31 protein-coding genes and 1 tRNA gene are annotated in these 26,476 nt (G+C 42.9%); 28 read left to right on the top strand and 4 right to left on the bottom strand.

Annotated elements, in window-relative coordinates; all coding sequences use genetic code 11:
* Positions 1–50: 50 nt before the first annotated feature.
* The 20 genes from yabG (at position 51) to CHH48_RS18660 (ending at position 17,027) form a co-directional block, all read left to right on the top strand.
* Positions 51–929 (top strand): sporulation peptidase YabG, encoded by an 879-nt coding sequence (gene yabG / locus CHH48_RS18755; RefSeq protein ID WP_095220775.1) that lies wholly within the window; start codon positions 51–53, stop codon positions 927–929.
* 183 nt (positions 930–1,112) lie between these two features.
* Positions 1,113–1,373, top strand: a complete 261-nt coding sequence (veg, locus tag CHH48_RS18750) for a biofilm formation stimulator Veg (protein WP_038562465.1) — start codon at positions 1,113–1,115, stop codon at positions 1,371–1,373.
* Between the two features lie 133 nt (positions 1,374–1,506).
* On the top strand, positions 1,507–1,683 hold the full coding sequence (locus CHH48_RS18745; protein ID WP_038562461.1) for a small, acid-soluble spore protein, alpha/beta type: 177 nt from the start codon (positions 1,507–1,509) through the stop codon (positions 1,681–1,683).
* Positions 1,684–1,799: 116 nt separating this feature from the next.
* Complete coding sequence (gene ispE / locus CHH48_RS18740) at positions 1,800–2,669, top strand: 4-(cytidine 5'-diphospho)-2-C-methyl-D-erythritol kinase (RefSeq protein ID WP_095220751.1); 870 nt, start codon at positions 1,800–1,802, stop codon at positions 2,667–2,669.
* A 54-nt stretch (positions 2,670–2,723) separates the two neighbouring features.
* Positions 2,724–3,536, top strand: a complete 813-nt coding sequence (purR, locus tag CHH48_RS18735; protein WP_095220752.1) for a pur operon repressor — start codon at positions 2,724–2,726, stop codon at positions 3,534–3,536.
* Positions 3,537–3,655: 119 nt separating this feature from the next.
* Positions 3,656–3,952: a septation regulator SpoVG gene (gene spoVG, locus CHH48_RS18730; protein WP_038562451.1), complete on the top strand. Its 297-nt coding sequence runs from the start codon at positions 3,656–3,658 to the stop codon at positions 3,950–3,952.
* Positions 3,953–4,164: 212 nt separating this feature from the next.
* Entirely contained in the window at positions 4,165–5,526 is a 1,362-nt protein-coding gene (glmU, locus tag CHH48_RS18725) for a bifunctional UDP-N-acetylglucosamine diphosphorylase/glucosamine-1-phosphate N-acetyltransferase GlmU (RefSeq protein WP_095220753.1), read from the top strand.
* A gap of 19 nt (positions 5,527–5,545) precedes the next feature.
* Positions 5,546–6,493, top strand: a complete 948-nt coding sequence (locus tag CHH48_RS18720) for a ribose-phosphate diphosphokinase (RefSeq protein ID WP_095220754.1) — start codon at positions 5,546–5,548, stop codon at positions 6,491–6,493.
* 72 nt (positions 6,494–6,565) lie between these two features.
* The gene (locus tag CHH48_RS18715; RefSeq protein ID WP_095220755.1) at positions 6,566–7,201 is read left to right on the top strand and encodes a 50S ribosomal protein L25/general stress protein Ctc; all 636 of its coding nucleotides are present in this window, start codon (positions 6,566–6,568) and stop codon (positions 7,199–7,201) included.
* A gap of 106 nt (positions 7,202–7,307) precedes the next feature.
* The gene (gene sigY, locus CHH48_RS18710) at positions 7,308–7,847 is read left to right on the top strand and encodes an RNA polymerase sigma factor SigY (RefSeq protein WP_095220756.1); all 540 of its coding nucleotides are present in this window, start codon (positions 7,308–7,310) and stop codon (positions 7,845–7,847) included.
* Positions 7,834–8,136 (top strand): YxlC family protein, encoded by a 303-nt coding sequence (locus CHH48_RS18705; protein WP_095220757.1) that lies wholly within the window; start codon positions 7,834–7,836, stop codon positions 8,134–8,136. The genes sigY and CHH48_RS18705 overlap by 14 nt, the downstream gene beginning before the upstream one ends.
* Positions 8,133–8,330, top strand: a complete 198-nt coding sequence (locus CHH48_RS18700) for a transcriptional regulator (protein ID WP_371809692.1) — start codon at positions 8,133–8,135, stop codon at positions 8,328–8,330. Before CHH48_RS18705 ends, CHH48_RS18700 begins: the two co-directional genes overlap by 4 nt.
* Positions 8,331–8,332: 2 nt before the next feature.
* The gene (locus tag CHH48_RS18695) at positions 8,333–8,530 is read left to right on the top strand and encodes a PLDc N-terminal domain-containing protein (protein ID WP_095220758.1); all 198 of its coding nucleotides are present in this window, start codon (positions 8,333–8,335) and stop codon (positions 8,528–8,530) included.
* Entirely contained in the window at positions 8,527–9,414 is an 888-nt protein-coding gene (locus tag CHH48_RS18690; protein WP_095220759.1) for an ABC transporter ATP-binding protein, read from the top strand. Before CHH48_RS18695 ends, CHH48_RS18690 begins: the two co-directional genes overlap by 4 nt.
* Entirely contained in the window at positions 9,411–10,187 is a 777-nt protein-coding gene (locus CHH48_RS18685) for an ABC transporter permease (protein WP_095220760.1), read from the top strand. Before CHH48_RS18690 ends, CHH48_RS18685 begins: the two co-directional genes overlap by 4 nt.
* Before the next feature lie 778 nt (positions 10,188–10,965).
* The gene (pth, locus tag CHH48_RS18680) at positions 10,966–11,526 is read left to right on the top strand and encodes an aminoacyl-tRNA hydrolase (RefSeq protein WP_095220761.1); all 561 of its coding nucleotides are present in this window, start codon (positions 10,966–10,968) and stop codon (positions 11,524–11,526) included.
* 87 nt (positions 11,527–11,613) lie between these two features.
* Positions 11,614–11,841, top strand: a complete 228-nt coding sequence (locus CHH48_RS18675) for an anti-sigma-F factor Fin (protein ID WP_175074980.1) — start codon at positions 11,614–11,616, stop codon at positions 11,839–11,841.
* A 90-nt stretch (positions 11,842–11,931) separates the two neighbouring features.
* Positions 11,932–15,462 (top strand): transcription-repair coupling factor, encoded by a 3,531-nt coding sequence (mfd, locus tag CHH48_RS18670; protein ID WP_095220763.1) that lies wholly within the window; start codon positions 11,932–11,934, stop codon positions 15,460–15,462.
* A gap of 147 nt (positions 15,463–15,609) precedes the next feature.
* On the top strand, positions 15,610–16,146 hold the full coding sequence (gene spoVT, locus CHH48_RS18665; RefSeq protein ID WP_095220764.1) for a stage V sporulation protein T: 537 nt from the start codon (positions 15,610–15,612) through the stop codon (positions 16,144–16,146).
* A gap of 77 nt (positions 16,147–16,223) precedes the next feature.
* The gene (locus CHH48_RS18660; RefSeq protein WP_095220765.1) at positions 16,224–17,027 is read left to right on the top strand and encodes an AraC family transcriptional regulator; all 804 of its coding nucleotides are present in this window, start codon (positions 16,224–16,226) and stop codon (positions 17,025–17,027) included.
* Here CHH48_RS18660 and CHH48_RS18655 read toward each other — a convergent pair.
* On the bottom strand, positions 16,985–18,199 hold the full coding sequence (locus tag CHH48_RS18655) for an MFS transporter (RefSeq protein ID WP_095220766.1): 1,215 nt from the start codon (positions 18,197–18,199) through the stop codon (positions 16,985–16,987). The two genes, CHH48_RS18660 and CHH48_RS18655, sit on opposite strands and share 43 nt — an antisense overlap.
* Positions 18,200–18,324: 125 nt before the next feature.
* Between CHH48_RS18655 and CHH48_RS18650 the strand changes: the two genes are divergently transcribed.
* From CHH48_RS18650 to CHH48_RS18620, 7 genes are all read left to right on the top strand, one after another.
* Complete coding sequence (locus CHH48_RS18650) at positions 18,325–19,905, top strand: putative polysaccharide biosynthesis protein (protein ID WP_176466513.1); 1,581 nt, start codon at positions 18,325–18,327, stop codon at positions 19,903–19,905.
* Positions 19,902–21,218 carry a MazG family protein gene (locus CHH48_RS18645; RefSeq protein ID WP_095220768.1) on the top strand — a complete coding sequence of 439 codons (1,317 nt, stop codon included), beginning with the start codon at positions 19,902–19,904 and terminating at the stop codon, positions 21,216–21,218. The genes CHH48_RS18650 and CHH48_RS18645 overlap by 4 nt, the downstream gene beginning before the upstream one ends.
* A 1-nt stretch (position 21,219) precedes the next feature.
* Positions 21,220–21,477, top strand: a complete 258-nt coding sequence (locus CHH48_RS18640) for an RNA-binding S4 domain-containing protein (protein ID WP_038562415.1) — start codon at positions 21,220–21,222, stop codon at positions 21,475–21,477.
* Between the two features lie 60 nt (positions 21,478–21,537).
* Positions 21,538–21,822 carry a sporulation protein YabP gene (yabP, locus tag CHH48_RS18635; protein WP_428848897.1) on the top strand — a complete coding sequence of 95 codons (285 nt, stop codon included), beginning with the start codon at positions 21,538–21,540 and terminating at the stop codon, positions 21,820–21,822.
* Positions 21,819–22,418, top strand: a complete 600-nt coding sequence (gene yabQ, locus CHH48_RS18630; RefSeq protein WP_095220770.1) for a spore cortex biosynthesis protein YabQ — start codon at positions 21,819–21,821, stop codon at positions 22,416–22,418. The genes yabP and yabQ overlap by 4 nt, the downstream gene beginning before the upstream one ends.
* 7 nt (positions 22,419–22,425) lie before the next feature.
* Complete coding sequence (locus CHH48_RS18625) at positions 22,426–22,806, top strand: FtsB family cell division protein (RefSeq protein WP_095220771.1); 381 nt, start codon at positions 22,426–22,428, stop codon at positions 22,804–22,806.
* 74 nt (positions 22,807–22,880) lie between these two features.
* Positions 22,881–23,297 (top strand): S1 domain-containing RNA-binding protein, encoded by a 417-nt coding sequence (locus CHH48_RS18620; RefSeq protein ID WP_038562403.1) that lies wholly within the window; start codon positions 22,881–22,883, stop codon positions 23,295–23,297.
* A gap of 134 nt (positions 23,298–23,431) precedes the next feature.
* Here the strand turns inward: CHH48_RS18620 and CHH48_RS18615 are convergent.
* Positions 23,432–23,505, bottom strand: a tRNA-Met gene (locus tag CHH48_RS18615).
* Positions 23,506–23,634: 129 nt separating this feature from the next.
* On the opposite strand from CHH48_RS18615, the gene CHH48_RS18610 reads away from it, so the two are divergent.
* On the top strand, positions 23,635–24,210 hold the full coding sequence (locus CHH48_RS18610) for a histidine phosphatase family protein (RefSeq protein WP_095220772.1): 576 nt from the start codon (positions 23,635–23,637) through the stop codon (positions 24,208–24,210).
* A gap of 36 nt (positions 24,211–24,246) precedes the next feature.
* Here CHH48_RS18610 and CHH48_RS18605 read toward each other — a convergent pair whose 3' ends face one another.
* Complete coding sequence (locus CHH48_RS18605; RefSeq protein WP_095220773.1) at positions 24,247–25,749, bottom strand: DHA2 family efflux MFS transporter permease subunit; 1,503 nt, start codon at positions 25,747–25,749, stop codon at positions 24,247–24,249.
* Positions 25,746–26,192: a MarR family winged helix-turn-helix transcriptional regulator gene (locus CHH48_RS18600; RefSeq protein WP_051748206.1), complete on the bottom strand. Its 447-nt coding sequence runs from the start codon at positions 26,190–26,192 to the stop codon at positions 25,746–25,748. The genes CHH48_RS18605 and CHH48_RS18600 overlap by 4 nt, the downstream gene beginning before the upstream one ends.
* Between the last annotated feature and the right edge of the window lie 284 nt (positions 26,193–26,476).

Below are 26,476 nucleotides of genomic sequence, written 5' to 3'. Positions count from 1 at the left end.
CCATCCATCATACGCTGTAGGAGAAAGCTTTGGTGGGTGAGGTGAACGGAATGGATTTGGCGATTGGTGATATCGTCACTAGAATATCATATCAGCACGATTTAATGTTCCGTGTATCCAGCTTTACAGCCAATAAGGTCATCTTGCATGGAGAAGATATGCGACTCATCGCAGACGCCCCCAAGGATGACCTTGTAAAGACTGGAACACGTGAAATAACGAAACGCAAGAAAACATGGCAGGATAAAGAAGATTACTCCTACCGCCTCTTTCGCCAGGATTACCTGCTGATGAAGGATAAGCGGGATTATGAATCAACCTCTGGTTATCAGCATAGCCCAAATTACTTCCAGATTCCTGCAAAGGTACTCCACATAGATGGAGATAAGACATATTTAAAAAAGTGCATCGATTTTTATCAGCGCTTCGGCATCCAAGTACATGGTGTCCACCTGAATGAAAAAGAAATGCCACTTCAAATTGCTTCCCTATTGGAAAAGATTCAGCCAGATATTATTGTCATTACAGGACATGATGCCTTTCAGAAAAACAAAGGAGATAAGCAGGATATCCGTGCCTATCGAAATTCCCAGTATTTCGTCGAAACGGTAAGGGAGGCGCGTCGCTTGTATCCGCATCTAGATCAATTAATCATCTTTGCTGGCGCTTGCCAATCTCATTTTGAATCTTTGATACGTGCAGGGGCGAATTTTGCAAGCTCTCCAAGCAGGATTAATATCCATGCCTTGGACCCGGTTTATATTGTTGCCAAAATCGCATTCACGCCGTTTATGGAAAAAGTGGGCGTATGGGATGCACTCCGAAATACACTGACAGGAGAACGCGGCCTTGGTGGAATTGAAACTCGCGGCCTGCTTCGGACAGGGTTGCCTTTCGTGGATCCAGACGAGGAGAAAGAAGACGCCTAGACCCTTGCCTTATCGTAAATTTACCACTGATGCATAATTTTGTATGGATTTGAAAGAATAAAGTGAAATAAGAAACATTTAATCTTTTCATTGACATCAAAATTGGTATGCTGTTATAATAAAAAGTTTTATTTGACTCTATACCTAAAATATGCTATGATTAGATCAGTGAGGTGGAGTGCAGTGGCTAAAACATTAGTGGAAATTAAGCAGGGTCTCGAAGGACAAATTGGTAAACGTTTAAAATTGAAAGCTAATGGTGGGAGAAAGAAAACCATCGAACGTTGCGGAGTACTTGCGGAAACGTATCCAGCTGTATTCATCGTAGAACTTGATCAAGATGAAAATGCGTTTGAGCGTGTCTCCTATAGCTATGCAGATGTCTTAACCGAAACAGTCGAATTAGATTTTGATACGGATGATTTAAACGAAATTGCGAAATAACGCATAAACGAAAGCAGGGGCTTAGTCCCCTGCTTTTTATTTTGTCTTATTTGCAAACATCTGACAGGCATAGCGTACGGTCTTGGGCAGAAAATAAGGATGTCGTGATAATCTCTGAAGGGAGCTGTTTTCTTTGGGCAGAAGAAGAGGAATCATGTCTGATGCACTAAAAGAGGAAATTGCAAAGGAACTTGGATTTTACGACACCGTACAAAAGGAAGGCTGGGGCGGCATTCGTTCCCGCGACGCCGGGAACATGGTCAAGTATGCCATTGCCATGGCCGAACAGTCGATGCGCGATAAGCAATAAAGTGAAGCCCTTCTTTTTTTATGAAGAGGAGGGCTTCTTCTTTTTAGGCAGAATAGCCTGTACTTCCTTTTTATGATACAATTTTGGAGAAATTCAACTAAAGTAGGTGACATGACATGTATTTGCTCGAAAAGGCGCCAGCTAAGATCAATCTTTCGTTGGACGTACTGTATAAACGCCCGGATGGCTATCATGAGGTAGAGATGGTTATGACAACGATCGACCTGGCAGACCGGATAGAGTTAATCGTGTTACAGGAGAACAAGATCGAAATCGAATCGGACAATCGTTTTGTTCCGAACGATGAGCGTAATCTTGCCTACCGTGCGGCGCAATTGATCAAGGATACATATAATATCAATAAAGGTGTCAAGATATACATAGACAAACAGATACCGGTCGCAGCTGGGCTTGCTGGAGGAAGCAGTGATGCAGCGGCAGTACTGCGCGGTCTGAATACACTATGGAATCTGCAGCTATCGTTGGATACGCTGGCTGAGCTCGGTGCGAAAATTGGTTCGGATGTATCCTTCTGTGTATACGGTTCTACAGCATTATCAACTGGACGTGGAGAAAAGATTAAGGAACTTCCAGCTCCGCCAGCTTGCTGGGTTGTACTTGCTAATCCGGGAATTGGTGTATCCACCCAGACGATCTATCAGCAGTTAAAAATCGATCATATTCAGCATCCTGATACAGAGGGTATGGTCGATGCTATTGAGCAAGGAGATTTTCAATCGATCTGTGACAAGGTCGGTAATGTACTCGAGCCAGTTACGCTTAAACTTTGTCCGGAAGTAAAACAAATTAAGCAGCAAATGGTTGAAGCAGGAGCTGATGCGGTACTGATGAGCGGAAGCGGACCGACTGTCTTCTCTCTCGTATCCCAGGAGAGCCGCGCTTATCGGATCTACAACAGCTTAAGAGGATTTTGTGAACAAGTGTATGTTGTACGGATGCTCGGAGGGCGAACGGAGCTTGATTAAATCCGTACGAGAATGTTATTATCTAACAATAACATTCGGTTTTGAGGTGTAGAGATGAAAAGAAGTGAACGTTTGGTTGCGATGACGAATTATTTAATGAATCATCCGCAACAATTGGTGTCTTTGCCATATTTCTCGACGACGTACGCTGCTGCCAAATCCTCCGTCAGCGAGGATTTGTCGATTATAAATGATATGTTCCAACATGAAGGTATTGGGTACTTACAATCTGTATCCGGCGCTGCTGGTGGTGTTCGCTACATCCCGGTATACTCCAAGGAGAACAGTGCTGCTTTCATTGATGAGCTATGCAGAAAGCTGGCAGATTCGGACAGGCTTCTTCCTGGGGGATATCTATTCATGAGCGATATACTCGGAGAACCAGCAACAGTTAATAAGATCGGTCGTCTTTTTGCAACGGCATTCCATGACCGCGAAATTGATGTAGTGGTTACTGTCGCTACAAAGGGTATTCCGATTGCTTATGCAGCTGCTGCATATTTGAATGTCCCTGTTGTCATTGTTAGACGAGACCCGAAGGTGACAGAGGGTTCGACAGTGAGTGTGAATTACGTTTCTGGTTCATCCAGGAAGATTCAGACGATGGTTTTGTCTAAGCGCAGTATCCCGGATCAAGCTAATGTCTGTATTGTGGATGACTTCATGAAAGCAGGCGGAACCATAAACGGAATGAAGAGTCTTTTGCAGGAATTCAATGCAAATGTTACTGCTATAGGCGTATTGGCTGAAGCAGAGGACGAAGAAGAAGAACGTGTAGTAGAAGATTACACGTCATTAATTAAGATCCAAAACGTTGATGTACGTAATCAGCGGGTCGAAGTACAAAAAGGTAATTACTTTAACTAATCCGGCTTTTCCACCTTACCGATTTATTTTTAAAAAAGTTCTATTGGGAGCAGGAGTTTCCAGCTTTATGTAGAATTACTGGTAATAAGTTCTAAATAAGGTAAGGGTGGTGAAGCATAATGGAAGTTACTGACGTAAGATTACGCCGCGTTAATACCGAGGGAAGAATGCGTGCTATCGCTTCTATTACAATGGATCAAGAGTTTGTTGTACACGATATTCGTGTCATCGAAGGGAATAACGGCTTGTTTGTCGCTATGCCTTCCAAACGTACACCAGACGGTGAATTCCGCGATGTAGCGCATCCAATCAACTCTGGTACCCGGAGCAAGATACAGGATGCTGTGCTGCAGGAATATCATCGTGCAGGAGAAGAAATAGAAGTGGAGTATGAGGAAGCCGCTGGCGCTTCTTGATATGAGCTCAATAGATGACAATGACGTCATCTTCTATAAAGGTAAAATTAACAGCTGTTCTAACATATGGGATAGCTGTTATTTTTATGCTCACAATCCAGTTGATTGGAGAAAAAAACGTCTCGAATTACTTGAATTCGAGCGCTGCGCCTGTTGAAATGACAATTATTTTAAGATATATTTACAGAGGATAAAAAGAATGGAGGGTTCGCATGTCAAACCGATATGCAGTCATCCTTGCTGCCGGGAAAGGCACCAGGATGAAATCGAAGCTGTACAAAGTGCTGCATCCTGTTATGGGTAAACCAATGGTACAGCATGTTACTGACCAGTTGAATTCTTTACAATTAGATAAATTAATTACCATTGTCGGGCACGGAGCAGAAGACGTAAAAGCCCAACTTGGAGATGTGAGTGAATATGCCCTTCAAGAGGAACAGCTTGGTACAGGACATGCGGTTCTGCAAGCGGAAGAGTTCTTGAAAGACAATGAGGGTGTTACTGTCGTTTTAAGCGGAGATACGCCTCTTATTACAGGCCAAACGATTCAAGCATTGCTTAATCATCACGAACAGCAAGGAGCGAGTGCAACAGTATTGACTGCAAAAGCGCCGGACCCAGCAGGATATGGCCGTGTCATTCGCAGTGACTCTGGAGAGGTTCTGCGTATTGTAGAGCATAAAGATGCGAATGCCCAAGAGCTTCTCGTGGATGAAATCAATACAGGGACATACTGCTTTGATAATAAGCTATTATTCCAAGCATTGCATAATGTATCGAATGATAATGCCCAAGGTGAGTATTATCTTCCGGATGTACTTGAGCTGTTGAAAAAAGATAACAAGCTTGTAACCGCTTATCAGACACCTGATTTTGACGAAACAATGGGTGTAAACGATCGGGTAGCTCTTTCTCAAGCAGAACAGATTATGAAGCGTCGTGTCAATGAACAGCATATGCGTAATGGCGTAACAATCATTGACCCTGATTCAACGTATATCAGTACAGATGCGGTTATCGAGCAGGATGTAACAATTTTGCCAAACACGATGATTCTTGGAAAGACAGTTATCAAAGAAGATGCCATCATTGGTCCGAACTCAGAAGTGAAGGATGTCACAATCGGCAGCCGCACAGTTGTGAAGCAAAGTTTAGCACATGACAGTGAAATCGGAAATGATGTCAATATTGGACCATTCGCTCATATTCGCCCTCAAGCACAGCTTGGAGATAATGTGAAGATCGGAAACTTCGTCGAAGTGAAGAAAGCGTCTATCGGTGAGGGAAGTAAAGTTTCTCATCTTAGCTATATCGGTGATGCTGAAGTTGGTAAAGATGTTAATGTCGGTTGTGGTACAATAACAGTGAACTATGACGGAAAGAATAAACATCTGACGAAGATTGAGGACAATGCCTTTATCGGTTGTAATGCGAACCTGATTGCACCAGTAACGGTCGGCGAAGGTGCCCTTGTGGCAGCAGGCTCGACCATAACAAAAGATGTACCAGCAGATGCTTTATCGATTGCCAGAGCAAGACAAGAAAACAAAAATTCTTATCTAAAGAATAAATAATTTTGGAGGGTTACTCGACATGCCTTATAATGATCCATCGTTAAAAGTTTTTTCTTTGAATTCTAATCCGGAGTTAGCTAAGTCAATTGCAGACCACATTGGCGTAGAACTGGGTAAAATCACTGTTTCCCACTTTAGCGATGGCGAAATCCAGATCAATATCGAAGAAAGTATCCGCGGCTGTGACGTTTATGTTGTCCAGTCTACTAGTGCACCTGTCAATCAGCATATGATGGAGCTGCTCATCATGATTGATGCATTAAAACGTGCATCAGCTAAAACAATTAACATCATCATGCCTTATTACGGTTATGCACGTCAGGATCGTAAAGCCCGTGCCCGTGAACCAATTACAAGCAAACTGATCGCTGATATCCTGCAGACTGCCGGAGCTACACGTGTCTTGGCATTGGACTTGCATGCACCGCAGATCCAAGGTTTCTTCGATATTCCGATCGACCACTTGGTAGGTGTTCCAATTCTATCCGATTATTTCGAGAAAAAGAACTTGGAAGATATCGTCGTTGTATCTCCTGACCACGGCGGTGTAGTCCGTGCTCGCCGTATGGCAGATCGTTTGAAAGCGCCAATTGCAATCATCGACAAACGCCGCCCTCGTCCAAACGTGGCAGAAGTGATGAACATCATCGGAGAGATCAAAGGCAAAACTGCAATCATCATCGATGATATCATTGATACAGCTGGAACATTGACGCTAGCTGCTAATGCATTGAGAGAAAAAGGTGCGACAGAAGTATACGCAGCATGTTCTCATCCAGTTCTATCCGGACCGGCAATCGAGCGAATCCAAAATTCACAAATAAAAGAGCTTGTTGTGACAAACTCAATTCCTCTTCCAAAAGAGAAGCAAATTGAAAATATCACGCAGCTTTCTGTTGCGCCATTGTTCGGTGAAGCAATTATTCGTATTCACGAACAGCAATCTGTAAGTATCCTGTTTGATTGATTAATGTTTAATACTGGAATCGTAAGGGAATCATACTTTGTAGACGCCTAAAAACTATGGAGGGTGATTACGATGGCAGTAAAACTTAAAGCAGACAAACGAGAAAACAATACTAAATCTTATATTAGAGGACTGCGTGAAGAAGGTATCATTCCAGCAGTCGTGTACGGAAATGGCAAAGATCCTGTAAGTGTCGCGGTAGATAGCGTTGACTTACTGAAAACTGTTCGTGATGAAGGGAAAAACGCAATTATTTCCCTTGATGTTAAAGGCGATACAGTAGATGTCATGCTGCATGACTATCAAACAGATTCTTTGAAAGGCAGTCTAGTGCACGCGGACTTTTATGTAGTAAATATGTCCGAAGCGCGTAATGTAGAAGTGCCGATTCAGCTTGAAGGTGAAGCACCTGGTTCTAGTGAAGGCGGCGTTCTTCAGCAGCCACTATATGATTTGGAAATCAGTGCAAAACCGAACGACATTCCAGATCAGATTACAGTCGATGTCTCCAAACTTGAAGTCGGTGACAGCATCAGTGTTGGCGACCTGCCAACAGATGGTTCTTATGAAATCCTAACGGATGCTGATACAACAATCGCTACAGTCACTGCACCTACTGCAGAGATTGAAACAGATGATACAACTACTGGTGACGCGGATGATGTAGAAGCAATCGAAGAAGGATCTAAGAACGATAAAGAAGATTAAGTGATTACAAAAAGCTGTGCCTGAAAAGGCACAGCTTTTTTTTATTTTGATTGAACCATTCAAATTCCTAAAACGTCATATAGTCAGAGAAGGAAGGGGGAGTGAGATGGAGGAATCAGCGGAAACCATATCGATTGAAAATGCCAAACAAGACAAATCGGCTTTCAGTCAGCTTTTCCAGCAATATTATACGTTCTTATATCGTTATCTTTTTAAACTCACGATGAATAAAGAAATGACAGAAGACTTGCTGCAGGAAACGATGATTCGGGCATATATCAATTTGCCGAAATTTCGTTATCAATCTAAATTTTCTACATGGCTTATATCTATCGCAACTCGCTTATATTTGGATGAACAACGGAAAAGTAAGCGAGATAGGAAAAGACAACTGCAGCTGACGGAGAATGAAAAACGAAAAATGAAATGGGAATTAGAACAAGGCAATATGGATTGGTCATTGCATCTGGATCTGTTTGCATCGTTATCTATAGAAACTAGGACGTTAATATTGCTTCGTCATTATTATGGTTATTCAATTGAGGAAATTAGTGCAATGACAAAATTAAGAAAAGGGACAGTAAAGTCCCGTATTCATTATGCGTTAAAGAAATTAAGAGAGGAGTGGTCAGATGAAACAAGATGAATGGATGAAGAAGATGGACGAAACCTGGGATGAAATGGATGCAAAATTACATATTGATGTTCCTGAAACGGATGAGATGCTGCAGCAGATAAGCTCGGGTGAGAAGAGATATCGAGAAAGAATGCGCAGAGAACTATGCAGGTTCATCATTCTAGCATGTGTGTTGCTATCCGTGTACATGCTTATGGCCGTACATATCACTTGGGCTTTCTACATTATGCAGCTCATTTCAATTATTGCTGTTGTCATCCTATTACTAGTTGAAAGAAGCAAAGGAAGGGTCACATGATATCTTCGAATGAACTGAAAATTATTATCTTAGCAATTCCTATATTGCTGGCACAAGGAATCTGGTTGTACATGGATGCAAAAAGAAGAGGTACTCATGCATGGGCATGGGGGATTGTCGGACTGATTCAGTTTCCTACACCGCTTCTTTTATATTATGTATTTATCATTCGTAAAGATAAAAGGAGGTACTGAAGATGGAGAACATTGTGACATTGTTGTTGCCTGTTATCGTGATCCAGTTTCTTTTACTCATTATTGCATTGATCAGTTGTATTCGAGCAGAAGAAACGCTGGGACCCAAATGGGTCTGGATAGTAATTATTTTCTGTATCAGTATCATCGGACCTATCCTTTATTTCGTGATTGGGCAAAGAAAGGATGCATATAAATGACTATTTTAGAAGCACAAGGATTGACGAAACGATACGGAAAACATGTCGCGGTAAAAAACCTAAGTCTTCAGTTGAAGGAAAATGAGTGTATTGCGCTTTTAGGACCAAATGGAGCGGGTAAGACAACAACTTTACATATGCTGGCTGGATTAATCACACCAACTGCTGGGTTGATAATGAGTGATAACAAAGTACTTAACAAAGATAAAATTGGATTTCTGCCTCAATATCCCACCTTCTTCGATTGGATGTACCCTAAAGAATATCTCATTTTAGCTGGAACATTATCTGGGATGACTAAACGAACTATAAAAGAACGAAGCTTGCGTGTATTGGAAATGACAGGATTGTTAGGAGCACAGAAACAGAAGATAGGAGCTTTCTCTGGAGGGATGAAACAGCGTCTCGGCTTAGCGCAAGCAATCATGCATGAGCCGAAAATTCTTTTGCTTGATGAACCTGTATCCGCTCTTGACCCAGCTGGAAGAATTGATGTCATGGATATATTGGAGGATTTGAAAAAGGATATGGCTATTCTATTTTCTACACATGTACTGCATGATGCGGAACAGATATGTGATAAGGCATTAATTATGAAATCAGGTCAAAGTATATCCTATGAAGACATGAAGGAATGGAAGGGGAATCGGCTAAGAGAACGCTATCGCTTGGAAACATTAGAATCTTTACAGATTGAAGAATTGCTGGAGCTTTATGAAGAGATAGATATAAAGGAATCAAGGAAGATCATCGGAACATTGCGGCATAATGTTACGCCCAATATGCTACTGCAAAAATGTATCCAGCAAGACATAGGAGTCAGGTATTTCGGGGCAGAAGAAAAAACCTTAGAAGAACATTACATAGAGGTGATGGAAGGTTGAAGAGATTCAATGTGCTGTTTCATAAAGAATGGGTAGAGGCTTGGAGAGAAAAGAAGCTGGTTTGGCTGCCTGCTGTCATCCTGTTAGTGACACTTCTTCAGCCAATCAGTTTATATTTTATGCCAACAATTTTGGAGAATTCTAATAGTCTGCCGCCAGGAGCAGTAATTGAACTTCCAATCCCTAGCGGTGCTGAAGTTCTGGCGGGGACTTTGTCTCAGCTACATACGATTGGAACGGCAATTATTGTGCTTGCGTGTATGAATGTAATTGTACAGGAGAGAAATAACGGCTCTCTTATGCAGCTGTTCTCCAGACCTGTAAATACTGCCACCTATATATTCAGTAAGTGGACGATGCTTGTAATGCTTCATCTTGGTGCCTTTACAATCTCCTATGGAGCCGCATGGTATTATACAAACATCCTTTTTTCTGATGTGTCGCTTAGTTCCGTATGGAAAAGCTTTGTGATTTATTGTTTATGGATTGTGCTAGTTATAACAGTCACGTTGTTTGTTAGTACGTTTCTTCGTCGCAGTGGAGGAGTAGCTGGCATATCTATCTTAATACTGGCTAGTATCGCTCTCTTGTCGACAGTAATACCTGATATAGCCATTTATTTGCCTTCAAATCTCCTCAACCTGGCAACAGAGCTACTGAGTACGGGAAAGGGTACTATGCCTATTGCAGCTGTACTCGTTACAACGATTGCCTTTATTGCTTTATTACTTTTTACAATGGTGAAACAATTTGAAAAAAGTGTAAAGTTTTAATGAAGTAGGATTATTCCTTACAGGCAAAGGATATGATAGAAAGTATAGGCAAAGCATGTCAAGGATGGAAAGCAAGCATCCTTGATGTGCTTTTTGTGCAAGAATGAAGGATTTATCCTTACTGTCGGAGAAGGAGAATAGCAGTGGGGTGTTAACGGTGAATACACCTATCCCTCCGTTTCTAACCGGTTTTCTTCGCTTTTCGGTTTTGTCTAGCTGCGAAGAACAGAAACTGCGGTATAGGCGATAAATCCCTGCATGAGAAAAAGCATCTCATTCCGGGCTTTCTCACCTATCCTTACGTTTCTAACCGTTCTTCTCCGCTTTTCGGTTTTGTCTAGCTCCAAAGACCAGAAACTGCGCTGTAAGCAATGAATCCCTGCGTGGAAAGGTCATCCACTCCGTGCTCCCTTGCTTACCGCTTCGTTTCTAAGCGGTCTTTTCCGCTTTTCGGTGGTGTCTAGCTTCAGAAACCAGAAACTGCGCCGTAAGTGATAAATCCCTGCGTAAGGAAAATACGCCTCACTCCGGGCTTTCTCCCTTACTTCTCCGTTTCTAACCGGTTTCTTCCGCTTTTCGGTGGTGTCTAGCTGCGAAGAACAGAAACTGCGGTATAGGCGATAAATCCCTGCATGAGAAAAAGCATCTCATTCCGGGCTTTCTCACCTATTCCTCCGTTTCTAACCGTTCTTCTTCGCTTTTCGGTTTTCTTGTATTTTATTTTCTGTTAAGGTATAGTTTTTTTGGAATGGATTATGAGTAAAGGGCGTTTATAAATATGAAAATGATTGTTGGACTTGGGAATCCAGGTCAGAAATATGATCAGACACGGCATAATATAGGGTTCATTGCGATTGATGAATTAGTGCATCGGCACAATTTGCCGTTAACAAATAAAAAATTCAATAGTGTATATGCGACCGGCTTGATAAATGGGGAAAAGGTAATTTTGGTAAAGCCTATAACTTTCATGAACCTATCAGGTGAAGCCGTTCGTCCGCTTATGGATTATTATAATGTAGATCTTGAGGATCTCGTTGTCATTTATGATGATTTGGATTTACCAGCAGGAAAAGTACGACTGCGGGAAAAAGGCGGTCATGGGGGCCATAATGGGATCCGTTCTTTGATTGCGCATTTGGGTACAAAAGAATTCAAGCGTATGCGACTCGGCATTGGCCGTCCGGTCAGTCAGCAGCCTGTTGTAGACTATGTTCTTCAGCGCTTCCACAAGGAAGAAATACCAGACATCGTCGATAGTGTTAAGAAGGCGGCAGATGCCACAGAAACTTGGCTGAAGGAACCTTTCCTGAACGTGATGAATGATTTCAATCGCTGATTCATACACTGCAACAAGATAAGTATGAATCTATGCGCTTTCGGGCAGACTTTGACAGAGTCAATTCTAAGTCCCGGAGGCGTAACTATGGCTATCGTTTATCGTTGTCGTCATTGTAAAACACAGCTAGCAGAGCTGGATGAATATAAGGTGGATATTAAGGCGCTCGGATGGGATCGATTATCCGCGGCAGACTATCAGGAAATGGTGCAGATCGATTCGGGTCATATCGTCTGTCAGGTAGCATGTGAGGATTGCGAAAATGCGCTGCAGCGAAATCCGCATTATCATGAGCTGGATCATTTCATGCAATAACGTAAAGCTAAATAATGTTGTCATACAAAGCTTTGGTGCGTGAACCAAGGCATTTTTTGCTTATGACATGTACTAGCAGAAGGAGGCATTATGCAAGAGATCAAGCAATTTATCTCAACTCAGGATGACATACAATCAGTCATTAATGGGATAAAGTCTGGGATGGACGAACAGCTTTTGACAGGATTGTCTGGTTCAGCAAGGGGAGTACTGGCAACTGTGCTGCAGGACTCCATACGGCGAAAGGTAATCCTGGTCACCCATCAGCTGACTCAGGCGCAAACACTTTATGAAGATTTATTGGAGTTGAGTACGCATTCAAATGTGTACCTGTATCCTGTGAATGAATTATTAGCATCCGAAATTGCCATCTCCAGTCCGGAGCTTCGATCACAACGTTTGGATGCGTTGCGGAATTGGAAACATAGCGAGAATGGTATCTTGGTAGCTCCGGCTGCAGCACTAAAAAGAATACTGCCACAACCAGCTAAATGGGAAAGCTATCAGCTGGCTTTTCGTGTTGGGGAAGAAATCGATTTAGAGCACTATTTACGCGCACTGGTCGATATGGGATACGAACGTACTGATATGGTTGCTTCGCCAGGAGAGTACAGTCTGCGCGGAGGGATATTGGATATTTATCCGTTAACGGAATCCAATCCGATCAGAATCGAATTATTTGATACCGAAGTCGATTCCATTCGTTATTTTGATTCAGACACACAGCGCTCTTTGGAGAAAAAAGACTCGGTCGAAGTGGGTCCTACTACGGAATTACTCATCGATAGTGAGGACATCGCCAGAGCAGCAGATCGGTTGGAGAAAGCGCTAGGGGAAACAATAAGCAAGCTGCAGTCGGATGAACATAAGCAGCAAGTTCTTGAGGCTGTCAGTCAGGATCTTGAAAGGCTACGCCAGCAAGAGCGATTTCAGGGCATGGCCAAGTATGCAGGCTATTTCTATGAGCAGCCAGCTAGTCTGTTAGATTATCTTGGTGAAGGTGGCTATATTATCCTTGATGAAATGAGCCGAATCCAAGAAACAGCTAATCGGCTCGATGAAGAGGAAGCGGAATGGCATCAGAGTCTGCTGGAAGCGCATCAAACCGTCAGACAGCTGAAATTATCGTTTGACTGGCATGAAGTACTGCAGAAAATGAAGCAGCCACGTTTGTATTTGAGCGTATTCCTGCGTCATATACCGAATACACAGCCTCAAAATATTGTAAATGTAACATGCAGGGCTATGCAGCAATTCCATGGACAGATGCATTTGCTGAAAAATGAACTGGAGCGGTGGGAAAAGAGCAATTATTCTACTATCTTAATGGCACCTACCCAGCAGCGTGCAGAGAAAATTCAGGCTGTTCTAGCTGACTACGATATGGAAGCAGTCATTGCAGAGCGTGTTTCCTTGCCGGTGAACACACCGACTATCTTGATTGGTAATATCAGCAGCGGTTTTGAGCTGCCTTTTCACAAATTGGCAGTACTGACTGAGAACGAACTGTTTAAAAAGCGTTCAGCAAGACCGAAGCGGAAGCAGAAAATATCTAACGCAGAGCGGATCAAGAGCTACCAGGAGCTGGCTGTAGGCGACTACGTTGTCCATGCAAACCATGGTATTGGACGCTATGTTGGTATTGAGACATTGCAGGTGCAGGATCTGCGCAAGGATTTCATGCTGATCCGCTATTCCGGAGACGATAAGTTATTTGTGCCAATTGATCAGATTGATCTTGTGCAAAAATATGTTGGATCAGAAGGAAAAGAACCAAAGCTTTACAAGCTTGGCGGAACAGAGTGGAAGAAGGTTAAAAGCAGGGTCCAATCATCTGTGGAGGATATTGCGGATGAACTGATCAAGCTTTATGCCGAGAGAGAAGCTTCCAAAGGTTATGCATTTTCAGAAGACACCGAGATGCAGCGAGAATTCGAAGCGGCATTTCCTTATCAAGAAACCGAAGATCAGTTGCGTACCATTGATGAAATCAAGAAGGATATGGAACGGGAACGGCCAATGGACAGGCTGCTTTGTGGTGATGTCGGATATGGGAAAACGGAAGTGGCTATCCGTGCAGCATTCAAGGCGATCGCTGATGGTAAGCAGGTAGCAATCTTAGTGCCAACAACCATTTTGGCACAGCAGCATTATGAGACAATTCTGGAAAGATTCCAGGACCACGCAGTCAATGTAGGGCTGATGAGCCGATTCCGCACGCGTAAGCAGCAAAATGAGGTAATCAAAGATCTGAAAAGCGGCGTAGTGGATGTAGTCGTAGGTACTCATCGACTATTATCCAAGGACATTGTCTACAAAGATCTGGGCCTATTAGTAGTAGACGAAGAGCAGCGCTTTGGTGTAAAACACAAAGAAAAACTAAAACAGCTGAAGACGAATGTGGATGTTCTGACTTTGACTGCAACACCAATTCCGCGTACATTGCATATGTCCATGCTGGGTGTTCGTGATCTTTCCGTTATCGAGACACCACCTGAAAATAGGTTCCCGATTCAAACGTATGTGATGGAGTACAATCCAGTCTTTATCCGCGAGGCTATTGAACGTGAAATGGCTCGTGATGGCCAGGTATTCTTCCTTTACAACAAGGTAGAAAATATCGAGCGTAAAGCACAGGAGATTGCAGCTTTGGTTGATGATGCCAGAGTCGCCTTTGCGCACGGACAAATGAACGAATCTGAGCTGGAAAGTGTCATGCTCGCCTTCCTTGAAGGAGAATATGATGTTCTTGTCAGCACAACCATTATCGAAACAGGTGTGGATATTCCGAATGTGAACACATTGATTGTTGATAATGCAGACAGAATGGGACTTAGTCAGCTATACCAATTACGCGGTCGAGTAGGACGTTCTAATCGTGTGGCATATGCTTATTTCACTTACCAGCAGGATAAAGTGTTAACAGAGGTGGCGGAAAAGCGTCTGCAGGCAATCAAGGAATTCACTGAACTCGGATCAGGATTCAAAATTGCGATGCGGGATTTGACTATCCGCGGAGCAGGCAACTTGCTTGGTTCTCAGCAGCATGGCTTTATCGATTCCGTCGGTTTTGATATGTATTCCCAGATGCTTACGGAAGCAGTGGAAGCACGGAAGGCAGGTAAACCTGCAGAAGAAATCAAACCATTCGAGGTCGAACTTGATCTGGATATCAATGCGTATATTCCAGAATCTTATATTAAAGACGAGAAACAGAAAATCGATATGTACAAACGTTTCCAGAGCTGTACATCTCAAGAGGAAATTCATGATTTACGGGAAGAATTGATCGATCGATTTGGTGACTATCCTGAAGAAGTGGGCAACCTCTTCCATGTCACTTCTTTGAAGATGTATGCCAAACGCGAAAAAATCGAAAGCATCAGCGAGAAGAAGAAAAAACAGCGTATGGAGATTTTGGTCGATTCCGATATGAGTCAGCATGTTGACGGCAGCAAGCTGTTCGAATTCGCAAATCAATACGGCCGGATGGTCCAGCTTGGTACAGAGGATAAGAAATTGAAAATCGTCTTTAATTGGGATCGAAACTCTTATGGACGACGATATGAAATAGCTGAAGAGTTCATTCAAGCCATACGCGAACTAAAGCGGGCCAGCTAAATTACGTTACTAAAAATTGCGCAGGAAATGTATAGTAATGCCGATGTGTATCATACTAACTTCACAACTGGTGAATTCTTCTTTTCTTCATAATAAGTAGAAAATACCCCAGAGCAGCTTAGGATACAGAAAGAGAGGCATTGGAAGATGAAGGCTACAGGAATCGTACGTAGAATCGATGACTTGGGACGAGTTGTTATCCCGAAGGAAATACGCCGGACACTGCGCATTAGAGAAGGAGATCCGCTGGAGATCTTTGTGGATCGTGATGGTGAGGTTATTTTAAAGAAATACTCTCCGATTAGTGAGTTGGGTGACTTCGCAAAAGAATACGCGGAAGCATTATTTACTTCGATTGATCATGGAGTCCTGATATGTGACCGTGATGAATATATTGCAGTTGCAGGAGAATCGAAGAAAGAATACATGAATAAAGGCATTGGTTCGGTTGTCGAAAAGGCGATGATGGAGAGGACGACTGCGATAAATAATCAAGCTGGCAGTGTAGATCTTGTAGAAGACAGGGAAGAAGAGATTGCAGCTTATGTGGTCAGTCCGATTATTGCTAGCGGCGACCCAATTGGATGTGTTATTATCGTGAGCCGTAATGATGGCGAACTTAGCAAAGTCGAAGAGAAAGCAGCAGAAACAGCTGCTAATTTCCTTGCAAGACAGATGGAATAGTAAAGGTGGAATCCCGCAACTGATTATGTTGCGGGATTCTTTTTGTGCTAAGCTAATCCAAAAGAGGAGGAGAGCTTATGATAGAGGAGCATACGAATGGTCTCTTATTGAACCGGACAACAATGCTCGGTGAAAGAAACTGGCGGGATGATGATACGTATAAATTGATTTTCAGCCCTAGCGGTCATGCCGCCTACCGATTTCAGAAACATAACATGCTACTGTCTGATGGTGAGGCCATGCTCCTTAATCCGCATGAGATACATAAACAGCTCCGCCATACGTCGGAAAAGTGGATTGTTGAACTGAAGCCAGCTTTTGTAACAGAGGTAGCAGAGGAACTGAGCGGAAGTACAGTTGATCCTATGTTCGCTTTAGTGGTATGTAAACACCCACTTCTTCAACAATGGTTTTCCACGACTCATCTATATTGGAGGATGGCAGCTACAGAAAAGGAAAGAGCTCTGTGGCTTGAGAACAGCTGGATCCAGCTGGCGATGGTTCTGCTCCGCCTTGTTCCAGGATCTCATAGTAATAAGTGGAACATTAAAGGGTATGAACCAACCGTGCACGTCGTTCTGGATGCTTTAAAACAAAGTTATCAGCAAGACTGGACATTGGACAACATGGTGCAGCTGACGCAGTTAGGGAAATATCAATTCAGTCATCTATTTAAAAAGGAAACTGGTCTGTCTCCTTATAGCTGGCTTCAAATATATCGTGTTATCCAAAGCCAGAAGCTGCTCCGTCAAACTGACGATTCCATCCTTTCCATCGCCATGCAAGTAGGCTTTAAGAATGTATCTTCTTACCACGCAGTATTCAGGCGTATTTACGGTCAGACTCCTGGTTTTTTTCGGAAAACCATAACTAACATATAAAAACAAACAATTACTAATATACCTGCTCCGCTTACCAGGATGAGGCTGCGAATGGATAGGAAGGGTAATAAGCCGGCATAAAGTGCCAGTGACAGCGTATTTGCTGCATACAGGAGTACAGCATTAGAGCTGAATGCCCTTCCTAGCATCACTTTTGGTACATGGGTCTGTATAAGATACACCCGGGTCAAGCTGCTTATAGGAAGACCTATACCGATAAGGATAGCGCCGACAAAGAAGAAGGGTACCATGTAAGCAGAACCGATTATACTGATTCCAGAACCCCATATAACGCATCCGAGAATATATTTTTTCATGTCCAATCTTTTTATCAGTAGCGGAATTAAAATGCTGATTATTGTTGCTCCGATGCCAAATACGATCTGTAGTGCGTTATACCAGGATTCTCCATTGTGTGTGTTTTCCTCGAACGCAAGTAATATGCCAACCCGCCATACCCAAGTGTTAAAAAAGACCACGAAGAAGGTGGTAATAAATAGATGCACGAGAGCGGGCTTCTTTCTTATCCATTTAAAGAAATCGAATACGGATCTATAAAGGGATACGATAGACAGTCTGCCTTCCTTACTAGACGTAGGCATAATCGGCAAACGAGAAAGGCAAAGAGCGCTGATTGTGTAGGAAGCTGCATCTATTACAAAAAAGTAGATAATATCAGCACTCGCCAGCAGCCAGACTGCGATTATCGGACCAATTAAGGATGCAGTACGTTGAATGGTGTCCCAGGCACTATTGGCGGTAGACAGTTTTTCTTCTGGGATTATCTCAGGGAGCACAGCTCGGTGAGCCGGATTAAAAAAACATCCACAGCACTGAAGCAGGAAACTGCCAACCAGAAGGTGAGGGTAGGTTAACCAATCCTGTATGTAGAGAATGATGATTATAGTAAGGATAATCAGTCTTAATAGGTCAATGATCACCATTAGATTTCTTCTGTTGACGTGGTCTGCCAAAGCTCCGCCGAATAATCCGAAAAGAAGGTATGGCGTAGTTTCTGCAATAGCAACCATTGTTGTATGGATACTGGATCCAGTCAAACGATAAGCGAGAAACAGGAAGGCTAACCCTGATAAGATATCACCGATTTGGGATATTGCGCCTCCTGAAAAGTAATAGACTGCTTTTTTATTTCTGATAACTTCCTTATACATGCTGTTCACCTCTAATCCAGCATATTTCTTTAACGGAGACAAGTCGTATTGGATCTTGCTCAAAGTTAAAGCAGGATATGCTATATGGTATAATCCCAATAGGAAAAGTTTGGAGGAATCATCGGATGGGGTTAGGGATGAAGCGGCTGTTTCATGGTGCTTTTGTGCTGGCTGTCGCTGGTTTGATCAGTAAGATTTTAAGTGCGGGCTATCGGGTCCCGTTTCAAAATATAGTAGGAGATAAGGGATTCTATATCTATCAGCAGGTGTATCCATTCCTTGGGATAGCAGCGAGTCTGGCTCTATACGGTATTCCGGCAGCGGTGTCCAGGCTAGTTGCTGATCGGTACCGTAGCACATCGCCATCTCTTCGTTCGTTTTATTTACCGATAGGAGTTTTCTTACTCGGACTGGCTGTGATTACATTTGCTTTGCTGTATATGGCAGCACCGCAAATTGCTGGGTTGATGGGTGATACAGCTTTGGAGAAACCACTCCAAGCAGCATCTTTCATTTTCTTAGCAGTGCCCTTTACTTCGATTCTGCGAGGTGTTTATCAAGGGAAGCAGAATATGACGCCGACAGCTGTTTCACAAGTAGTGGAGCAGCTTGTCCGTGTAGGTTTGATTCTTGCCGTCACTTTCTTACTTGTCGGTTCAGGGAGTGATTTGTACGACATTGGAGCTAAAGCTGCACTGGCATCTTTAATAGGGGCATGCTTTGGTATCGTAATACTTTGTCTTTATATGAGGAAAGAGTCGATTATTTCATCGGTAGAGCAGCGCCTTCCGTGGGCGCATATCATTAAGACAATCCTCGTATACGGCCTTTTTATTTGTCTAAACTATATGCTATTGCTGTTATTACAGTTTGCCGATGCTTTCACGCTTGTTTCCGGATTGCTAGATCATGGTTTAAATTTGGATGAAGCACGTGAATGGAAAGGGATATATGATCGAGGACAGCCGCTAGTCCAGTTAGGCATCGTTGTCGGTTCCTCTCTGGCATTAGCATTCGTCCCGTCCATAACGAAGGAACAGTTGATAAGTGAGAAAAAGGCTGTTGTTCATTTGCTGCATAGCGGGTGGAAGCTCAGCTTCCTATTATCAATCGCAGCAACGGCTGGATTGGTCGCTCTGTTTCCGCTAGTCAACGAACTGTTGTTTAAGGATGATGTCGGTACATATTCTTTGCAAGTATTCACGCTGACGATCTTTGTTTGTTCGCTTACATTGACGACAGCTTCGATGTTAGAGACTTTAGGAAAGTGGAAGCAAACAGCTGCTATAATCGCAGCCGGTTTTCTTCTAAAATGGTTTTTGAATGAATGGCTCGTACCGATCTATGGAATCATGGGTGCATCATTGGCGACTGTAATTACTGTGGCATGCATATTAGCTTGTAATATGTTTTTACTTAAACAGCATCTGCCGGAGATTAAATTATTTCAGCTTCCATGGAAAAGTCTATTTGTCGGATTACTGTCCATGCTTGTCGCTGTCGGACTTTTATATGTAGCTGCCGTCGAATTGTTTCACGTGAAAACACGAATTTTGTTATTAGCGTATGTATTGTTTGCAGTCATGGTAGGTGCTTTATTGTATGGAATAACCTTGATTAAGACAGGAGCATTCAATCGGGCAGAGTTAGAATCGTTGCCATTTAGCAAATACTTACTGCACTTGGAAGGGAGAAAAGAAAAATGAAACATACAATTGAAGTTGTCGGTCTTGGTGGTGGCGATATAAATCAGTTGTCACTAGGAATATATAAGAAATTAAAAGAACATGGTGAGCCTATCTTTGTAAGAACGAAGGATCATCCTGTTGTCAGAACACTGGAGGAAGAAGGGGTGGAGTTCCATTCCTATGACGAAATTTACGAAAACAATCCAGATTTTCAATCGGTCTACGAAGAGATAGCAAATGCTCTATTCCGACAAGCTGAGGAAGGTTCGTTGATTTATGCAGTTCCGGGTCATCCGATGCTGGCTGAAATGACAGTTCAGCTGCTATTGGCTCAACAAGAAGTGGACGTTAAGATTATCGGAGGACAGAGCTTTTTAGATGATTTATTCTCTGCACTGAGAATTGATCCGATTGATGGTTTTCAGTTCGTCGACGCTACGTCATTCAAACGTGATGAGTTGGAATACAGACAACATCTCATCTTCTGTCAGGTGTATGACCAAATGGTAGCTTCGGAAGTAAAACTGGAGTTATTGGAAGATTTACCGCCGGAATATCCGATTACGATTGTAGATGCAGTAGGCAGCTCGGATGAGAGTATCAAAACTGTAATGCTGGAGGACTTGGACAGGAGTGTAGAATTCAGCAACTTGATGAGTGTGTATGTACCGCCAGCAGTCTCCCTGGAGATGAACCACAAATTCTACCGATTACGTGAGGTTATCCAGACACTGCGAGGTCCAGGCGGTTGTCCATGGGATCAAAAACAAACACATGAATCTTTACGGAGATACTTGATCGAAGAGGCTTACGAATTGATTGATGCTATCAATAAGGAAGATGATGAGAATCTTATTGAGGAACTCGGAGATGTACTGCTCCAGGTTATGCTGCACAGTCAGATCGGTGAAGATGATGGCTATTTCTCTATTGAAGACGTCATTCGGAGTGTGACCGAAAAGATGATTCGCCGTCATCCACACGTTTTCGGAGAGGCAGTCTTGGAAACAGAAGAAGAGCTGAGCAAGAGCTGGGAAGCTATTAAGCAGGAAGAAAAAGCAGAGAATGATTTTGAGCAAGAGGAAGAATCAATGCAGCCGGAGCTAATGAAAGCAGCAGAGTTGGGCAAGCGGAAACCTTCTCCATCTAATTTAGCGCAGCTGCTGGCGGAGTTTAGCAGAAGAGCTTCAGAGGCAGAGGTGGATGAAAAGGTCGTTGGAGAGCTTCTGTTTGCTATTGCTTCATATGCGGGCTATTATAAAATAAATCCAGAAATTGCGTTGCATCAAGTAATAGAGGGTAAGAAAAGTACGGATAAGGGAAGTGAATAATATGCGTTTAGATAAATTTCTAAAAGTCTCACGATTGATCAAACGCCGGACATTAGCAAAAGAAGTGGCCGATCAAGGCCGTATTACGATCAACGGCGTCCAGGCGAAGGCTTCAACGAATGTAGCGGTTGGAGATGAGATGGCAATCCGCTTCGGTCAGAAGCTGCTTACGATAGAGGTACAGCAGCTGAAGGAAGCAGTTAAGAAGGAAGATGCTGCGACACTGTACACAGTGAAAAAGGAAGAGCCTGTACAATAAACCCGTTCTAACCTTGTCCCTGCCTTCATAGATTGTTAGGGATAAAGGGAGGCGGTAATGATGGATCAAACCCGGAATACCCAAGCGGATCATGATATAAAGATGTTTAATCGGAAATCGCTCGAGATCAGCGGCGTGAAGGAAGTGGACAGCTTCGATAGCGAAGAATTCCTGCTCCAGACTGAGATGGGCTATATGATCATTCGCGGGAGCAACCTGCATATGAAGAACCTGGATCTGCAGGAGGGGAAGGTATCAATCAAAGGCAAAATCCAAGAGCTATCCTATTTGGATGAGCATCATGGGGAGAAGGCTAAAGGAATCTTTAGCAAGCTCTTCAAATGACGCTCACGGTCCAATTCCTAACCATCGTGTCGATGATTGCCGGCGGGGTCTATCTTGGTGCAGCCATGGATACGTTCCGCCGCTTCGAACGACACTGGAAGAAGCAGGTCTTCATGCGTTACATCATGGAATGCGGCTTTTGGCTGCTGCAGACTTTGCTCTTGTTTTTCCTGCTGTTTCAAGTGAATCAGGGGGAAATGCGCTTTTATATTCTTTTAGCTTTGTTATGTGGTTTTGCAGGATATAGAGCTTTATTCCAGACAAGCTATCGGCGGGTGCTCGAATGGCTTATCCGTGTCATCCGGCGGACCATCCTGATCGTCAGACGGATTTTACAGGTTCTTATCCTGACGCCAATCCGTTTGCTGCTCCAAGGGCTCCTACTGCTGACAGGAGGAGTAGTGACGCTTTTATGGAGATTGATAAGATTGGTTCTAGTAATCCTTTTCTATCCAATACGCCTGATTGGGCGTGTAGTGTGGAAAATGACGCCAAAAAAGTACCGAAAAATTTACTCCAAATTAGCAGGTATCTATAGTAAAATGAAGAATATAGCAAAGAAAGCACTTGATTCACTACGCAAAGCAAGGAGGTAAAAATGGCGTGGCAAGAAAGAAACGAAATGTAACGAAGATGGAGTCCAGCTACACGAGACAATACGATGCATATACAGAACGGCAGCGGAAAAAACAGAAAAGACTCTTTCGGCGTTTGATCTTGTTCGCCGCTTTTGCAGTTGTTTTGCTGGGATTAATGATAGGTTATCATATTCATCAGCGTGGTGTTTATGCTTCTAAGCAGACAGAATATGAAGAGAAGCAGGAAGAGTTAGCCAGCTTGAAAAAGAAGGAAGAGGATCTCAAGGAGGAAATCGAACTTTTGAACGATAAGAGTTATGTACTGGAAATCGCCAGAACGAACTATTTCTACTCAAAAGACGGTGAAACCATCTTTAAAATCACTGAAGAGGAACCCTCTTATTGACACCCTTTTCCAAGCTTTTATATAATATATAAGAAGTATATTTCTTTCAAACTTTAAGGAGGAGCATTTTTTTTATGTCAATTGAAGTAGGCAGCAAGTATCAGGGTAAGGTAACGGGAATCACTAATTTCGGAGCTTTCGTAGAATTGCCAGGAGGTTCTACTGGTCTAGTGCATATTAGTGAAGTTGCCGATAATTACGTGAAAGACATTAATGAACATTTGTCTGTTGGTGATATGATCACAGTCAAGGTTATTAATGAGAAGGACGGAAAGATTGGACTTTCAATCAAGAAAGCGAAAGATAATCCGCCACCAGCACGTCGTAATAACAACAATAGAGGTTCCGGACATGGCGGTGGTCATCGTGAGCGCCCCGAGAATTTTGAAGCAAAAATGAATCGCTTCCTGAAGGATTCAGAGGACCGTCTAGCGTCCCTTAAGAAACACACAGAATCAAAACGTGGTGGCAGAGGCGCTAAAAAAGGTTAAACTTGCTGTCTATATATTGGGATTTGATAAAATGCAAATCTTAAGATATAAAATGATTGATCGGATGCTGAAAAGCATCCGTTTTTTTATACACAAAAAAACAAGGAATGCAATTTGCATTCCTTGTTTAAGGATAGCGGCGGAGGGGATCGAACCCCCGACCTCACGGGTATGAACCGTACGCTCTAGCCAGCTGAGCTACACCGCCATATAAATGAATTGTTTAGAAGCACAAGGAATATAATACAACAGCCTGGACTATATGTCAACAATAAATTTATTGGTACCGTCTGGCAGGAATAATACGGTATAGTAGGACTATAGATTAGGGGAGGGGATCAGGATGATTTGTCTTGTCAGGCATGGAGAAACGGATTGGAATAAGCTAGGAAAAGTACAAGGAAGTACAGATATACCGCTGAATGAAAGAGGAATCAGGCAAGCGCAGGCTACCCGTGATTTTCTTGCTGGAAGTGATTTTGACCTGATTGTAGCAAGTCCGATGAAACGGGCCAGAAAGACAGCAGATATTCTTAATGAAGCATTACAGCTGCCGCTTGTAGAGATGGAAGGTTTCGTCGAAAGAGGTTTTGGTGAGGCAGAGGGACTGACGCGGGCAGAGCGGGAGGCAAAGTATCCTAGCTGGGACTTCCCTGGTATGGAATCATGGGATGACTTAGTGAAACGGGTTATGCTGGCTTTGCAGGAAGTGAATGCGAAGTATGGTGATAAGAAGGTGCTGCTCGTTTGTCACGGGGCCGTCATATCAGCAATCCTATCTACTATTTCTAATGGAGAAATTGATACAGAGAACACACATCTAGTTAACGCTTGCTTGAGTAATATTCAGTTTATCGAAGAAAAGTGGAAGGTACATGATTATAACCTTTCCGAACATCTTGCTAATATATAAAAAAAACCTGCATCCATTCGGATGCAGGTTTTTCTATTAATGCGTTTCGGAAGGTTTTCCGACAGGTGTTGTAGTAGCTGTTGATTGTTCCTGTTCAATCTCATCTGCAGGGCGAACCTTTTTCAGGAAGAAGGAAAGGATGAAACCAACTGCTGCGATAAGTGTTGCAATCCAGAAGGCGTCGTTGATACCTTCGATGGAACCAAGTAATGTTGCTTGCTGCTGTGGTGTACCAGACGTAATCATGTCTGTAACGTGTTCTTTTGATTGAGTAGAGAACACCGTAACTAGCAATGCAGTACCGATTGCACCGGCCATCTGACGAAGTGTGTTCGCCATAGCTGTACCGTGAGCGTAATAACGTTTAGGAAGCTGATTCAAACCAGCTGTCATGATTGGCATCATAACCATGGATACACCGATCATACGGAAGGTATAGACAGTCATCATATACGTGTAAGTTGTATCAATAGTCAACGTACTTAGGAAGTAAGTTGTAATTGTTGTAATTAATAGTCCAATCAATGCAAGCGGACGAGCACCAATTTTATCGAACAATTTACCAGTAATCGGTGACATGATCGCAGAAACTAGGGCACCAGGCAATAGCAATAGACCTGATTTAAGCGGTGAATAACCAAGCATATTCTGTGTGAAAATCGGAATCAATAGCATCGCTGCAAACATAGCCATTGTAATAACGACGTTGATTGTAGTCGATAGAGAGAACATCCAGTATTTGAATACACGGAACTCGAGCATTGGTTTTTTGATTGTCAATTGTCGGATGATGAAGATAAGTAAGGATATACCGCCCACTACAAGTGTAGTGATAACCGGTGCGGAATCCCAGCCCTTGTCTCCGGCAACACTAAAGCCATACAGCAAGCCGCCGAATCCGATAGTAGACAGGATGACGGATAAGACATCAACTGATGATTTCTGTGTTTTCGTTACATTTCGCAGGATGAATACTGCAAGAATGATATCGATGATAGCAATTGGCAAGATAATGAAGAATAACCATCTCCAGGATACGTGCTCGACTACAAAACCAGAAAGTGTAGGTCCGATTGCAGGTGCGAACATCATCGCTAGACCGATGACACCCATTGCGCTGCCTCGTTTTTCAATTGGGTACAAGCTCAATACAGTATTAAATAGTAAAGGCATCATGATACCAGCGCCGGCTGCTTGTACAATACGGCCGATTAAGATTGTTGTAAAGTCAGGTCCTACTCCACAAATAAGTGTTCCGATTGCGAACAGGCTCATTGCAGTGATAAATAGTTTACGAGTTGTGAATCTTTCCATAAAGAAGGCGGTAATCGGAATTAAAATACCGTTTACGAGCATAAATGCTGTTGTCAGCCACTGAGCTGAATTTTCTTCTATGTCCAAATCTACCATCATGACAGGTAATGCAATGTTCATTAGTGTCTGGTTTAGGATAGCTACGAATGCACCTAGAACCAAGATGGCGACGATCGGACCTCTGGTTAACGTTTCCGGACTAACATAGGCGGAACGATCTTTCATGTTGTTTCATCTCCTTGAGTTGTTATCTTTTGTAGCAAACGGCTGTGAAGAGACAATAATGTCTCAACTTCTTCCGTGCTGAAGTCTGAAATGTTCCCCAATCTTTGCAAATAGGTTCGGTAGGCTGTCTTTTTCTGCTCCAGTCCCTTTGGAGTTAGTGACAGAACGATTGCGCGGCGGTCGTGTGTCGAGCGCTCCCGTTTCACCAATTCAGCTTGTACAAGCCTTTCCACCGTTTCGCTTACTGTACTCTTGCTCGCATTCACCTTATGGGCAAGATCATTCAAGCCAGTTCCAGGCTCGTCCGCTAATACTTTTAGGATGTGCAGCTGAACGACAGTCACACCCAATTGATCAGCATTATGCCAAAATTGCTTGTGGAAGGCTTGATTCAGACATCGAAACGATTGGATCACTTGGCTGATTTTTTCCTCATCAGTCAAAGTTGTCATCCCCTCAACAAAAAAATAGTTCGCATGCGAACTGTTTCAGTAGGAACTATTCTACTCCTCTTTGAAAAAAAAGCAATATCGAAGTTTTATGGAAAACGCTTCCCATAAAAAATAAAAGTTTTCTGACAAGAGTTACGTTACCCGAGCCTTTTACGACAGGGAAAATTGCCGCAAAAAAGCTTATGCTGTCCAAGCTGTGTTGAAGCCGGTGAGAAGGTATGGGATTAAGTCGAAATGTTTTTGGGTCTCACTCGGTTCTTTTGACAAATTGTGAA

The organism is Terribacillus saccharophilus (genome assembly GCF_002272075.1).
Classification (GTDB): Bacteria; Bacillota; Bacilli; order Bacillales; family Amphibacillaceae; genus Terribacillus; species Terribacillus saccharophilus_A.
The sequence above is the reverse complement of the archived record's forward strand: the minus strand, read 5'-3'. Positions and strand labels throughout refer to the sequence as shown.